This is a genomic window from Salipaludibacillus daqingensis (assembly GCF_029891575.1).
Classification (GTDB): Bacteria; Bacillota; Bacilli; order Bacillales; family Salisediminibacteriaceae; genus Salipaludibacillus; species Salipaludibacillus daqingensis.
Genome location: NZ_JARZHF010000004.1, coordinates 77,332 through 90,591, shown reverse-complemented (window position 1 = coordinate 90,591; position 13,260 = coordinate 77,332). Strand labels below are relative to the sequence as shown.

At 36.1% G+C, this 13,260-nt stretch carries 14 protein-coding genes and 2 tRNA genes; 15 read left to right on the top strand and 1 reads right to left on the bottom strand.

Annotation, left to right across the window (positions count from 1 at the left end; all coding sequences use genetic code 11):
- The first annotated feature begins 26 nt into the window (after positions 1-26).
- The 13 genes from QDN89_RS09190 to QDN89_RS09130 all read left to right on the top strand — a co-directional run bounded on the left by QDN89_RS09190 (position 27) and on the right by QDN89_RS09130 (position 9,573).
- Complete coding sequence (locus QDN89_RS09190; RefSeq protein ID WP_280769831.1) at positions 27-485, top strand: acyl-CoA thioesterase; 459 nt, start codon at positions 27-29, stop codon at positions 483-485.
- Between the two features lie 107 nt (positions 486-592).
- A complete protein-coding gene (locus tag QDN89_RS09185; RefSeq protein WP_280769830.1) occupies positions 593-817 on the top strand; it encodes a helix-turn-helix domain-containing protein in 225 nt (74 codons plus the stop codon).
- Between the two features lie 119 nt (positions 818-936).
- Entirely contained in the window at positions 937-1,785 is an 849-nt protein-coding gene (locus QDN89_RS09180) for a PRD domain-containing protein (RefSeq protein ID WP_280769829.1), read from the top strand.
- Positions 1,786-2,092: 307 nt separating this feature from the next.
- Entirely contained in the window at positions 2,093-2,356 is a 264-nt protein-coding gene (locus tag QDN89_RS09175; RefSeq protein ID WP_280769828.1) for a phosphocarrier protein HPr, read from the top strand.
- Positions 2,356-4,071, top strand: a complete 1,716-nt coding sequence (gene ptsP / locus QDN89_RS09170) for a phosphoenolpyruvate--protein phosphotransferase (RefSeq protein ID WP_280769827.1) — start codon at positions 2,356-2,358, stop codon at positions 4,069-4,071. The genes QDN89_RS09175 and ptsP overlap by 1 nt, the downstream gene beginning before the upstream one ends.
- Before the next feature lie 177 nt (positions 4,072-4,248).
- Entirely contained in the window at positions 4,249-4,728 is a 480-nt protein-coding gene (locus QDN89_RS09165; RefSeq protein ID WP_280769826.1) for a MarR family winged helix-turn-helix transcriptional regulator, read from the top strand.
- 24 nt (positions 4,729-4,752) lie between these two features.
- Entirely contained in the window at positions 4,753-5,577 is an 825-nt protein-coding gene (racE, locus tag QDN89_RS09160; RefSeq protein WP_280770102.1) for a glutamate racemase, read from the top strand.
- 134 nt (positions 5,578-5,711) lie between these two features.
- Positions 5,712-6,872, top strand: coding sequence for a GerMN domain-containing protein (locus tag QDN89_RS09155; RefSeq protein WP_280769825.1), 1,161 nt, complete (start codon positions 5,712-5,714; stop codon positions 6,870-6,872).
- A 234-nt stretch (positions 6,873-7,106) separates the two neighbouring features.
- Positions 7,107-7,853, top strand: coding sequence for a ribonuclease PH (gene rph, locus QDN89_RS09150; protein ID WP_280769824.1), 747 nt, complete (start codon positions 7,107-7,109; stop codon positions 7,851-7,853).
- A 42-nt stretch (positions 7,854-7,895) separates the two neighbouring features.
- Positions 7,896-8,507 carry an XTP/dITP diphosphatase gene (locus tag QDN89_RS09145; protein ID WP_280769823.1) on the top strand — a complete coding sequence of 204 codons (612 nt, stop codon included), beginning with the start codon at positions 7,896-7,898 and terminating at the stop codon, positions 8,505-8,507.
- A gap of 17 nt (positions 8,508-8,524) precedes the next feature.
- Positions 8,525-9,040, top strand: coding sequence for a metallophosphoesterase family protein (locus QDN89_RS09140; RefSeq protein WP_280769822.1), 516 nt, complete (start codon positions 8,525-8,527; stop codon positions 9,038-9,040).
- A gap of 359 nt (positions 9,041-9,399) precedes the next feature.
- Positions 9,400-9,473: transfer RNA gene (locus QDN89_RS09135), tRNA-Gly, on the top strand.
- A 23-nt stretch (positions 9,474-9,496) separates the two neighbouring features.
- Positions 9,497-9,573 (top strand) — tRNA-Arg (locus tag QDN89_RS09130).
- Between the two features lie 331 nt (positions 9,574-9,904).
- On the opposite strand, the gene QDN89_RS09125 is transcribed toward QDN89_RS09130, so the two are convergent.
- A complete protein-coding gene (locus QDN89_RS09125) occupies positions 9,905-10,318 on the bottom strand; it encodes a hypothetical protein (protein WP_280769821.1) in 414 nt (137 codons plus the stop codon).
- Between the two features lie 183 nt (positions 10,319-10,501).
- Between QDN89_RS09125 and QDN89_RS09120 the strand changes: the two genes are divergently transcribed.
- Complete coding sequence (locus tag QDN89_RS09120) at positions 10,502-11,548, top strand: tetratricopeptide repeat protein (protein WP_280769820.1); 1,047 nt, start codon at positions 10,502-10,504, stop codon at positions 11,546-11,548.
- Between the two features lie 164 nt (positions 11,549-11,712).
- Entirely contained in the window at positions 11,713-13,005 is a 1,293-nt protein-coding gene (tig, locus tag QDN89_RS09115) for a trigger factor (protein ID WP_280769819.1), read from the top strand.
- Positions 13,006-13,260 lie beyond the last annotated feature (255 nt).

Here is a 13,260-nt window from a genome sequence, read left to right as displayed (position 1 = left end):
AACATTCATTCGTTAAGGAGGTCGTTATGGGTTTACCTAATTATGTGAAGGATTTAGAAGAATGGACGAAAGAATTTAGTTATTTTTACCCTATTACGGTTAGATTTTCAGAGACAGATGCGTTTGGTCATTTAAATAACACGACATCCTTTGTATATTTTGAACATGCAAGAATTCAGTATTTTAAAGAGATTGGTTTAATGCAACAATGGATGAGTCAAAAAGGTTCAACCATTCCAGTTACAGCTGACTTGCACTGTGACTATATGAATCAAGTATTTTTCGATGAAGCATTAACTATAGGTATTAAAGTTGCAGACATTGGAAGGTCATCTGTTGAAATTCAATATGTTGTGTTAAATGAAAAAGAAGAAGTTTGTATGACTGGAAGAGGTAGAATCGTACAAATAGATAAAAAAACGGGTAAATCGAAAGCGTGGGATGATCGAGCTGCTAAAGCGTTAGTATCTGGGAATTTCGTCTAACATTCCTAGTAATTGTAACGGGCTTGATGCATTGCTCATAAGATATTGATGACTAAATATTCGCCGAAATCTTGGAAAGTACAGCCCGTGCAAGAAAGGGTGAATGTATGAAAGATCATGATTTAATGCCAACGCCACTGCTGACAAAGCGAGAACGAGAAGTGTTTGAATTACTCGTTCAAGACAAAACTACGAAAGAGATTGCTTCATTACTTTTTATAAGTGAGAAGACAGTTCGTAATCATATTTCCAACACAATGCAAAAACTAGGGGTGAAGGGGCGCTCCCAAGCTGTCATTGAGTTGATAAGGTTAGGAGAACTGAAAATCTAATGTGAACCGGCTTCTATTGCTAGGAGCCGGTTTGCGATTTTTATTTAGTTGATTAAATGGTCGTTTGTCGATATGATGAAGCTAATGAAACGCTGACTAATTTGAAGAAGGTGCAAAAAATGAGAGGATCCTTTATCGTTCACAAGCCATTAAATAACAATGTTGTTATTGCTGAATCTGAAAATAAAAAAGAAGTTATTTTTATCGGCAAAGGAATAGGATTCGGAAAAAAAATAGGGGACTCCTTTGAAGCAAAAACTTATGATAAAGTATATTCTTTAGTCGACGAAGAAGAGCAGGAGAAATACATAAGGTTAGTTACGAAAGAAACAGAAGAAACACTGCTCATCATCCATGAAGCCATCGAAAAAATTCATGATGCAATCGGTACGCAGTTAGACGAAAGAATCCATTCTGCCCTAACGCAACATTTAGCTTTAGCTCTACAAAGAACACGAGACGAGACGGCCATTCAAAACCCATTCCTAACAGAAACAAAATGGCTATATAATCAAACGTATCAAATAGCAGATCGTGTCGTAGAGTTTATTTATAAGAAAACGAATTTGAGGTTGCCAGATGCGGAAGTTGGCTTTATTACTTTACACATCCAAAGTGCAATTAGGGATAGTCATTCGTCTTTGAATAAAGACTCCGATTTACTAACAAGGTGTATTCATTATGTGGAAGAGAAAATGGATGTTGAAATGAAGCGAGAGGAGGTAGAATTTCGTCGACTAGTTCATATCTTAAAACTGATGATCCAAGAACCGATATATGAAAAAGTTTCCCCTTTCAAAAAAGAAATGATTTTATTCTTGAAGGAAAAACATCCTTTATGCTATAATATATCACGGAACTTGGTTCGAATGATTGAAAAGTCAACAGGAGTTTCCATAGCAGATTCTGAGGTGATTCATTTAATCATTTCTGTACAAACTGTCTTGGAAAAGCATAATAAGGCATAACTCGTTTACGTGTTACTGATAAGATCAGGCATGAGTAAAGAGATTTGTTTATGATAAAGGAGAATTGTAAAACTTGTGCGGTTTTTCAAAAGGTATTCCTTTTCATATCAACTCTTACTCATGTCTTTATTTTTACTAAAAAAGTCGTTTTATGTCATGAGATGATTCATTTGACAACTTTTAGCGTGAAAATAGGGTAATTTGGGTAACAATAAAAGTAAGCGTGTATGTCACTTTGGTTGGCTACTATGATCATTCAACCTACTATTAAAACTTTTAAAATAAAAAACAAGAGGAGTGTCTTATCATGGCAGAAAAGAAATTTACTATCACAGCAGAAACAGGTATCCACGCTCGACCAGCAACACAGTTAGTTAATAAAGCAGGGCAATATGAATCAGAGGTTACTCTTGAGTATAATGGTAAGTCTGTAAACCTTAAATCAATTATGGGTGTAATGTCTTTAGGTGTAGGACAAGGTTCTGAAGTTACAATTAAAGCAGAAGGACCAGATGCAGAAGCTGCCCTTCAAGGTCTTGATGAAGTAATGAAGCAAGGACTTTCAGACTAATGTCCATTAATCTTACAGGTATTGCTGCATCAGCTGGGATTGCTATTTCGAAAGCGTTTCGTTTAGAGACACCAGATTTAACTGTTGAAAAAACAATAGTAGAAAATGTAGATGCAGAGATTCAATTATTTGATGCAGCAATTGAAAAATCAAAAGCTGAATTGGAAGTAATCAAAGAGAAGACGAAACAAGACCTTGGAGAAGAGCACGCTGAAATTTTCTCTGCTCACCTTCTTGTTCTAAGTGACCCAGAACTTGTTGATACTATTCGACAAAAAGTAAAAGATGAAAAAGTAAATGCTGCTTTTGCATTGAAAGAAATATCTGATCAGTTCGTCATGATGTTTGAGACAATGGACAATGAATACATGAAAGAAAGAGCTGCTGATATTCGTGATGTATCAAAACGTGTTCTTGCTCATGTACTTGGAAAACCAATTGTTTCTTTAACTGAAATAAATGAAGAGGTTATTCTAATTGCTGATGATTTAACTCCTTCAGATACAGCTCAGTTAAACAAAGATTTTGTTAAAGGATTTGTGACGGATATTGGGGGAAGAACTTCTCATTCAGCGATCATGGCTCGGTCAATGGAAATTCCTGCTGTCGTTGGAACAAAAACAGTGACTGAGAATGGTGATCAAGGGGTTCAGGTTATCGTTGATGGACTTGAAGGAAATGTTATCATTGATCCATCAGAGTCAGAACTTGCTGAATATCGTCAGAAATTAGCTGATTATGAAGAGAAAAAGAAGGAATGGGCGAAACTTGTTCATGAACCTACAAAATCAAAAGACGGTCATCTAGTGGAACTTGTCGCTAATATTGGAACACCTAATGATTTAGAAGGTGTGATTAATAATGGTGCGGAAGGTGTAGGTCTTTACCGTACAGAATTTCTTTATATGGGAAGAACTGAGCTTCCAACGGAAGAAGAGCAATTTGAAGCTTACAAAAAAGTGGTTTCAGAACTTGACGGGAAACCAGTTGTCATTCGAACATTGGATATTGGTGGCGACAAGGAACTTCCTTATTTGGACTTACCAAAAGAAATGAATCCATTTTTAGGATTTCGTGCAATTCGTCTTTGTTTGGAAAAGGATGATATTTTCAGAACGCAACTTCGTGCATTATTGAGAGCTAGCGTATTTGGGAATCTTAAAATCATGTTCCCAATGATTGCGACATTAGGAGAATTCAGACAAGCAAAGGTTATGCTTGAAGAAGAAAAGAAAAAACTTATGGATGCTGGTGTGGATATCAGTGACAGCATTGAAGTAGGAATTATGGTTGAAATCCCTTCTACAGCTGTTATGGCTCCGCAATTTGCAAAAGAAGTAGACTTCTTCAGCATCGGTACAAATGATTTGATTCAATATACATTTGCAGCCGATCGTATGAATGAACAAGTGTCTTACTTGTATCAACCATATAATCCGGCAATTCTACGATTAGTCAAAATGGTCATCGATGCTTCACATGCTGAAGGTAAGTGGACAGGTATGTGTGGTGAAATGGCTGGTGACGAAATTGCTATTCCGTTATTATTCGGTCTTGGATTAGATGAGTTTAGTATGAGTGCGACTTCTGTTTTGCCAGCTAGAAGTCAAATAAGTGCTTTGACAAAAGATAAAGCAAAAGAAGTTGCTGAAAAAGCGTTGCAATTAAACACAGATGAAGAAGTAAAACAATTAGTTGAAAAGACGTTTCTTTAATTTACACTAATAGTGAGATGAATACGCTGATTTATGGTATGTTAATACTGTAAATCAGCGTGTTTTTTAGCGTATTTTTCGTTTTAATGACACGAAAGGCTTGAAATTATCTTAAAAAACAAGCAAACTTAACGTATACTTATGGTTCATGATTATGTAAGGTGAAAGGAGTCGACAATGCCTGAGAAGTCAAAAGAACAAACAGCAGACATGACACAAGTAGAACATATTGAAAAATCTATAAGAATGATTGCGGACATTGTCAAACAAAAGGGGAGAGAAATCTTAAACGAATTTCCAATTACTCCTCCACAGTTTGTAGCACTTCAATGGCTACATGAATTCGGAGATATGACAATTGGAGAATTGTCATCTAAAATGTATTTAGCATGTAGCACAACAACAGATTTAGTTGATCGTATGGAAAAAAATGATTTAGTTGAACGAGTGAAAGATACGAATGACCGTCGTGTAGTGAGAATTCACCTATTAGATAAAGGTGCACGAATCATTCGAGAAGTAATTAATCAAAGACAAGGATATTTGCAAAATATATTAGAAGATTTTTCGAAAGAAGACGTAGACTTTTTGGATAAAAGTTTAAATCATCTATTTGATGAAATGAAAAAAGATGCAAAAACATGGAAGTCATTTTAATTATAGAAAGAGGCTCATTTAATGGTGAGAAAGCCAATTGGAGTTATTGATTCAGGAGTTGGTGGTCTAACTGTAGTGTCAGAAATGATTCGTCAGTTGCCAAAAGAAGAAATTATTTATATTGGAGATACAGCACGATGCCCATATGGACCTAGGTCCGAAGAGGAAGTGCGAGAATTTACTTGGGAAATGATTCATTATCTCTTATCTGAAAATATTAAGTTGTTAGTGATCGGTTGCAATACTGCTACAGCCGTCGTTTTAGAGGAAGCGAAGGAGAAGCTTTCTATCCCTGTTATTGGTGTAATCCATCCAGGTGCGATTGCTGCGCTAAAAACGACGAACAATAAAGAAGTCGGTGTTATCGGGACAGAGGGCACGATTTCTAGCGGTGCGTATTATCGTGAGTTGACGACGATAAATGACAAAGTTAAAGTTGTGAGCCTAGCTTGTCCTACGCTTGTTCCTTTAGTTGAAAGTGGCGAATATGAAGGAGTTGAGGCTAAGAGCATTATTCAGGAAGCTTTATCTCCTATTTTGGACTATAACATTGATAGTCTCATTTTAGGCTGTACGCACTATCCACTAATTGCCCCACTTATTCAAGAAGTTGCAGGATCAAAAGTGGCTGTTATTTGTTCAGGTGATGAAACAGCAAGGGAAGTTAGTACATTGTTGTACTACGAAAATTTATTGTATACAGGAGAAAAACCACCAAGTCATGTGTTTTATACTACTGGGTCAAAAGAAATGTTTACAACAGTTGCAGAAAACTGGCTTGGACGTAATGATTTTACTGTGAGAGAAACGGATTTAAAATTATCGGTAGCTCTAAGGAAAAAAATATGAATACTTTTCAAGCACAGTGTCGATAATCGGCGCTGTGTTTTTATTTATATTTTTCATTTAATATAAATTCTCTTGGTATAAATCATTATAAAGCTCGTATATATCATAGTACAAACAGTCAAGGAGGGAATGCGATGCAACGCGGTTGGAGTCAAGCAAGATTGGCCATTTTGCTTTTAGGAGCTGTGGTGATCATCTTTACTGCATGTGGTTCACCAAATACTGATGATGTATTAGAGGAGATTGATCCACCACAAATTAATTATATCGAGGATGAAGAAGACATTGATGTGGATGTTGTAGTAATGGAAGAAGATGCTGGAGAAGCGGATGGTGTTGATGAGGATCAAACGAGTTCAATAACGGAAGAAGACATGGAGGAACTAGAAGAAATAGAGGAGAAAGGTGGCCCAATCATAGAAGATGATGAACTTCAAGAAGTATATCTTCTTGATCAAAATGGCAATGTTGCTCCTCAGCCCATGAAAATCATGAGTGATGAAGACGATAAAACGGCTCTTATCGAACATCTTGTGCAAGAAGGTCCTGTAACAGAACAAATTCCTAGTGGGTTTCAAGCAGTTTTACCTCCAGGGACTGAAGTATTAAGTATAGAAGAAAATAGCGCAGGGGAAATTCTTATTGATTTCAACGAAGACTTTTCCGATTATCATCCTTCACAAGAACTTCAAGTTCTACAGTCACTTACGTGGACATTAACTCAATTGGAAGACGTTGATCGTGTGAAAATAAGTTTGAATGGTGAACTACTTTCAGCAATGCCTCAAAATGATACACCAATAGGTGACGGGTATACGAGAGAACACGGAATTAATTTAGAAGTTAATGATCAGGCAGATCTTGTTTCCACTACGCCAGTAGTCGTCTATTTTCTCTCACAAACAGGCGACCAGACCTATTATGTACCAGTAACAAGGAGAGTAAATGAAGAGGATGATAAATATAAAGCTGTAATAAATGAATTATTAGAAGGACCATCTTATATGTCTCAATTGCTGACTGATTTTAGGCAAGAAGTAGAGTTGCTTGAAGAACCAAGTTTTGAAAATGGAACAGTGACAGTTAATTTCAATGAGGCTTTGTTAAGTCAAATGGAAGGATCGGCAATTTCAGAAGACGTTCTAAATATGATTGTTCTTTCATTAACAGAACAAGAAGGGGTTGAAAGTGTGTCCCTTGAGGTGGAGTCAGACTCGTCAATTATGGTAAATAACGGTGAATCATTAACCGATCCCGTTGTCCGTCCGAGTAGAGTAAACATTGGTCAATTTTAAGAATAAATTTTAGCTATATTTGAAATTACCAAGTGAAAGACTTATGATAAAGAGAAGGAGCGAATGCTTCTTCTTTTTTGCTCATTAAAAAGATCGTATATTCTAATGATTTGGTAGATTAATTAAATTGAATCTAATCTGTTCAGAAGAGAACAATTATAGTTGATGTCTGAATCAAAATAGAAGTGTTTGATGATAATGATAGGGTACATATAATAATAGGAGTGGTAAGTAATGCGTCACGATAAACGAATGGTTAATGAACTAAGAAAAGTAGAAGTAATAACAAATTATATTAAACATCCTGAAGGATCAGTACTGATAACTTTCGGTGATACAAAGGTGATTTGTTCAGCGAGTGTAGAAGATCGCGTACCACCATTTATGAGAGGGAAAGGCAAGGGTTGGGTCACTGCAGAATATGCAATGCTACCACGAGCAACCGAACAAAGAAATATTCGCGAGTCTTCCAAAGGTAAAATAACCGGGAGGACGATGGAAATTCAACGGTTGATTGGTCGTGCCCTTCGTTCGGTTGTTGATTTAGATGCTATAGGCGAAAGAACGGTTTGGATCGATTGTGATGTGATACAAGCGGATGGTGGAACTAGAACGGCATCGATTTCAGGAGCATTTATAGCGATGGGGTTAGCATTTCAACAACTTTTAAAAGATGAAAAGCTGAAAACAAACCCTTTAAAAAGTTATTTAGCAGCAATTTCAGTAGGTGTTAATGACCAACAGGAATCGATTTTGGATTTGGACTATATCGAGGACTCACAAGCGAATGTGGATATGAATGTGATTATGACAAGTGATGGGCAGTTAGTTGAAGTGCAAGGAACTGGGGAAGAGGCAACTTTTTCTAGAACCCAATTAAATGAAATGCTTGATCTTGCTGAAAAAGGAATTAATGAGATTTTTCAAATTCAAAAAGATGCTTTAGGGGATTTTGCTGAAAAAATGCCACAATCTATCTAACGCCCATGACGGGAAGAATGAAACAGGGAGAGTAATAAAAAGATGGAAAATGAAATTTTTATAGCTACGAAAAATAAAGGGAAAATTAGTGAATTTACAGCATTTTTTAAAGAAAAAGGTTTCATTGTCAAGTCATTATTAGATTTAGAAGAAGACATGGATGTAGTGGAAGATGGAAATACATTTGAAGACAATGCCATTAAAAAAGCTGAAACAATCGGAAAAAAGATCGGCAAGGCCGTTCTGTCTGATGATTCAGGTTTAGAAGTTGATGCACTTCATGGGAAGCCAGGCATTTACTCGGCTCGTTTTGCTGGTTTAAATAAAAGTGATGAAGCAAACAATGCAAAATTACTTAATGAATTAGCAGGAGTGGAAGAAAAGAATCGAACAGCAAGATTTGTTTGTTCTTTGGCTATTTATTTTCCTGATGGGGACACAAAAACAGTTCGTGGAACATGTGAAGGCTTCATTGCTATCGAACCTCGAGGAGATTATGGATTTGGATATGATCCTTTATTTTTCTTACCAGAGTTAGATAAAACAATGGCTGAAGTAGAAAAAAATGAAAAAAATCGAATAAGTCATCGTGCAAATGCATTAACAAAATTGTCGAAGCAATGGGATGAATGGGCAACTAGAGAAACAAAATGATTTAAGAAGGTGATCGAATGAAAGCATTAATAATGAGTGATAGCCATGGATGGGAGAAAGAAGTAAAAATGATAGTGGATAGGCATCGAGCTGAAGTTGATGCTATCTTCCATTGCGGTGACTCTGAGTTATCTGGTAACGCAGCAGTATTGAAAGGCGTAGAAACTGTCCGGGGAAACTGTGACTTCGGAAAATCTTTTCCTGAAGAAATTGTTGAAACAGTCAATGGAACAACGATTTTTGTCGCACACGGCCATTTATTGAATGTGAAGATGACAGAAATGAATTTAATTTATAAAGGACAAGAGTCAGGTGCTAAAATAGTTTGTTATGGTCATACTCATGTCCCTGCAGTTGTTGAAGAAGAAGGTATGGTCATATTGAATCCTGGCAGCATTAGGCTCCCAAGACAGTATCCTGAGGGGACATATGTAATTGCTGAAGATAATGACTCGAAGATTCATATAGACTTTTATAACTTAGATGGAGAAAAATTATCAGATCTTAGTAAAAGTTTTTCTAAAAACTATTGACAATTATAGCGGAATTGTATATATTTAATATTGTCGCTAAAACGATTGCGCCGATATCTACTTTGTCCAATACAATTCCGTTTTTGTTTTTTAAAAATAGTATGACGAAGAGTTGCTTCGACGGATTAACTTCAAAGCAAAGCTAGCAGAGGAAGAAGCATGAGAGTCAGTGTTAAGTATTTAGAAGAATAAAACAAAATAAATGCGGGTGTAGTTTAGTGGTAAAACCTCAGCCACGAGCATTTACTTCGTCGATTAAACTACGAGTTGCTTCGACGGATTAACTTCAAAGCAAAGCTAGCAGAGGAAGAAGCATGAGAGTCAGTGTTAAGTATTTAGAAGAATAAAACAAAATAAATGCGGGTGTAGTTTAGTGGTAAAACCTCAGCCTTCCAAGCTGATGATGTGGGTTCGATTCCCATCACCCGCTCCATAATTTAAATAATTCTAAATCGTGTCCCAGTAGCTCAGCTGGATAGAGCAACGCCCTTCTAAGGCGTCGGTCGGGAGTTCGAATCTCTCCTGGGACGCCATATTATAACAACTAACGAACAATCATAAATTTAAGGTACCTACTCTAAAATAGAGGGAGGTATTTTTTTTAGTATTTTACAAAAGCGCTAAAGCTTTACTAATAGTTATTCTTCTAAAATGAAGTCCAATGAGATTAAAGTGGTTGATCGAGCATGAGCAAAGTGAATCAGTCTAACTGTTGTATTTGGGGAGTTTCAGCCTAGAAGTATCGAGCAATGAGCAAAAAAAAAGCACCTGAACCTCTCTATAAATATAAGAGATCAGAAGCTATAATACCTAAATAGATATTAATATTTTGGTGATAATAAAGTTAATGCAAACATCTCGCCACTACTGAACGCGTTTCATTTCACCTGAAGTGTCATGTACGGCTTCAATTTCAGAAACGATGGAAAGTAGTTCAACTTGTGACACTTCTTTAGAGAAAAAGATTGTTTTCCAACCCTTCATGGAGAAGTAAATAGACAGGAACTTATTCATAAACTTTTTGTTTTTACTTTCTAGTAATGCAATTCTGAATGGTTCTAATGCAAGTGGAATCAATTTGCTTTGCTCTTGAATGTTGCAACTTACGTAATAACCATTTGCAGTAAGCCATTCATAAATTGTTCGTTGGTTTTCATCTAAACGATTGTATTTCCACTCCTTTACAGAAGTGATCTTCGGTCTCTTTGATTGAATAGGGATATGACTAGCTAAACCAACGATAACTGTAATACTAACTAATATGACTAAATCCAACACAATAAAACTTCCTTTCAATTTATTTGTTGCTTTATTTACCTCTCATATATTAAATAACCAAATAGCAAAAAAAGAAACCACTTTTATTAAAATTACGACTTTAGTCATTGAATAAATTTGTTTTTCTAATACTAAATTGATAAACTATTGACAAGATTATATAAAAAAGGGGGTAAGCATAATATGGAGAACCAAGCAAACGGTCATAATAATGTCATTCTCTTTCCAGGTCTTGTTGCTAAACTTGTTGAAAAAGGAATGTCCTCATTAAAAGGGAAAAAGTATTATGACGCGTTAACGTATTTTAAACAATCGACAGAACTAGAACCGAAGCATCCACAGGCCCGATATGGATTAGTTATCACTAACATTGAGATAAACCAACTTGAAGAGGCGAAAAAGCACTGTGAATCAATGTTAAATGAAGGTATCGGCGAATATTATGACATATTACAAGTTTACGTATCTTTGTTAGTTCAGTTGGGACTTCATCAAGAAGTGGTTGATCTATTAGAAGTGGTCATAGCAGAAGAGAAATTACCACCTCAAATGGCAGAATCCTTTTTTCATTTGCTGGAATTTTCACGACAAATGACGGATGAATATCAAGAAAAAGGTGCGAATGAGGGGTTAGGAATCAACGGTAATTCCATTAAGATTGTGCCATCCAGAAAGGAATTAATTGAAGCACTCGAAAAAGGAGATCCAGATCAGCAATGGGGAGCGATTCAACAGTTAAGTCAATATGGATCTCAAGTGGTTGAAGACGCCTCTAGAGAATTCTTGAAAGGGAAAGACAACCAACCAGTTCTGAAAAGTTATTTGTTACAGACGCTAAAAGAATTAAACGTGCAAGGTGAATTTGAAGTACATAAATTTGGAGAAAGTTTTTTTATAAAAATTGAAGATTTAGAAAGTGTATTCCATAGAAAATTTGGTACGGTCGTTTTAAGAAGGCTTGAACAAGTTCTTGGACAAGAAAATCCATCCATGTTTGAAATGATGCAACAGGTATGGTGGCATTATTTGTTTGCAATTTTCCCGAAATCTCCAGAGCCAATTAAAGCTGAGGTTTGGGCATGTGCTCTACATCAGTTGGGGCTACATTTATTAGAAGGTAGCAATAATCCAGATAAAATTATACATAAGTACGAAACGGAATTGACCGAAGTAGAAACCGCGTTGTCCAATTTAAAAGAAATAGAATCTGTTTTATATCCAAAGGAATGAAGAAGATCGTTAAACTGCACGTTCAAATGACGCTAATTTAGCTACTTGCGCTTCCCTAATAATGATAAATCATTGAAATGAATGGCACGTATGTTATAATATAAGGGTTGTAAAAGAGGAACAATGAAAAAAATGATTTATTTTATGTTGGAGGGAAAGTATACATGACTGCAAATTGGGAAAAAAAAGAAGGCAACTCCGGAGTTTTAACTGTTGAAGTAAACAGTGAACGAGTTGATGATGCATTAGATCAAGCATTCAAAAAAGTTGTAAAAAAAGTGAATATTCCAGGTTTCCGTAAAGGAAGAGTACCACGTCCGATTTTTGAACAAAGATTTGGTGTGGAATCACTTTATCAAGACGCTTTAGATATTCTTCTTCCAGAAGCTTATACAGAAGCTATTGAAGAAGTATCTATTGAACCGGTAGACAAGCCAGATATCGATATCGATGATATGGAAAAAGGAAAGCCACTCGTTTTCAGGGCGACTGTTACAGTGAAGCCAGAAGTGAAACTTGGTGATTACAAAGGTCTAGAAGTAGAAGTGAAACCTGTTGAAGTAACGGATGAAGACGTAGACCAAGAAATTAAACAACTTCAAGAGAAGAATGCTGACCTTGTTGCTGTTGAAGAAGGTGACGTTCAAAAAGGCGATACAGTTGTAATGGACTTTGAAGGATTTGTTGATGGAGAACCATTCGAAGGTGGAAAAGCAGAAAACTATTCATTGGAAATCGGCTCAGGTCAATTTATTCCAGGTTTTGAAGAGCAATTAGAAGGGGTTAAAACGGGAGAAGATGCAGAAGTTAATGTTGAATTCCCAGAAGACTACCATTCTGAAGACCTTGCAGGAAAGTCTGCTAAGTTCCAAGTGAAGGTTCATGATATTAAACGTAAAGATCTTCCTGAACTTGATGATGAGTTTGCAAAAGATGTTAATGAAGAACTTGAAACTTTCGAAGATTTGAAGAAAGATGTGCGTGAAAAACTAGAAACAGACAAAAAACAAGAATCAGAAGCAGCAATGAAGGATACGTTAGTCGAGAAAGCAAGTGAAAATGCAGAAATTGACATCCCACAATCGATGATTGATACGGAAGTTGATCGTATGCTAGAAGAGTTTGGCCAACGTTTACAAGCACAAGGAATGTCTATGGATATGTATTACCAGTTCGCTCAGACGGATGAAGAAGGTATGAAAGCTCAATTCCAAGGCGATGCAGAAAAGCGTGTACGTATGAACTTAACGCTTGAAGCAATTTCTAATGCTGAAAAATTAGAAGCTTCTGAAGAAGATGTTGATCAAGAAATTGAAAAAATGGCTGAAATGTACCAACGTTCAGCTGATGAAATCAAGCAAATCCTTGCAATGCAAGGTGGAACAGATACATTGAAAGCAGATTTGAAAGTACGAAAAGCAATCGACTTTCTTGTTGAAGAAAGCAAACAATCTTAATAAATAACCTAGAGTTATTGGCAAGGTGCGAATCGTTCGTGCCTTGCTTTATACATAGAATAAACATACTTGAAAGTTGACAAAGGAAAATAATTTCCTTTATCCTTGATCAAACATAATGTTTTGAAATACGTTAAATATAAGCAAGTGTTTTTTTATCATATTGATATGAATTATGGTACAATTCAGAGAGTGGGTAAACCGAATATTTCAATATGGAAAGAACTTTTAGGAAAAGTCTGCATGTCAAAGTGA

Bases quoted from the DNA above. Each gene is read 5' to 3' on its own strand.
- QDN89_RS09190 (WP_280769831.1), top strand. From the start codon at position 27: ATGGGTTTACCTAATTATGTGAAGGATTTAGAAGAATGGACGAAAGAA.
- rph (WP_280769824.1), top strand. From the start codon at position 7,107: ATGCGTCACGATAAACGAATGGTTAATGAACTAAGAAAAGTAGAAGTA.
- QDN89_RS09155 (WP_280769825.1), top strand. From the start codon at position 5,712: ATGCAACGCGGTTGGAGTCAAGCAAGATTGGCCATTTTGCTTTTAGGA.
- QDN89_RS09185 (WP_280769830.1), top strand. From the start codon at position 593: ATGAAAGATCATGATTTAATGCCAACGCCACTGCTGACAAAGCGAGAA.
- QDN89_RS09165 (WP_280769826.1), top strand. From the start codon at position 4,249: ATGCCTGAGAAGTCAAAAGAACAAACAGCAGACATGACACAAGTAGAA.
- QDN89_RS09120 (WP_280769820.1), top strand. From the start codon at position 10,502: ATGGAGAACCAAGCAAACGGTCATAATAATGTCATTCTCTTTCCAGGT.
- QDN89_RS09175 (WP_280769828.1), top strand. From the start codon at position 2,093: ATGGCAGAAAAGAAATTTACTATCACAGCAGAAACAGGTATCCACGCT.
- tig (WP_280769819.1), top strand. From the start codon at position 11,713: ATGACTGCAAATTGGGAAAAAAAAGAAGGCAACTCCGGAGTTTTAACT.
- QDN89_RS09180 (WP_280769829.1), top strand. From the start codon at position 937: ATGAGAGGATCCTTTATCGTTCACAAGCCATTAAATAACAATGTTGTT.
- QDN89_RS09145 (WP_280769823.1), top strand. From the start codon at position 7,896: ATGGAAAATGAAATTTTTATAGCTACGAAAAATAAAGGGAAAATTAGT.
- ptsP (WP_280769827.1), top strand. From the start codon at position 2,356: ATGTCCATTAATCTTACAGGTATTGCTGCATCAGCTGGGATTGCTATT.
- QDN89_RS09140 (WP_280769822.1), top strand. From the start codon at position 8,525: ATGAAAGCATTAATAATGAGTGATAGCCATGGATGGGAGAAAGAAGTA.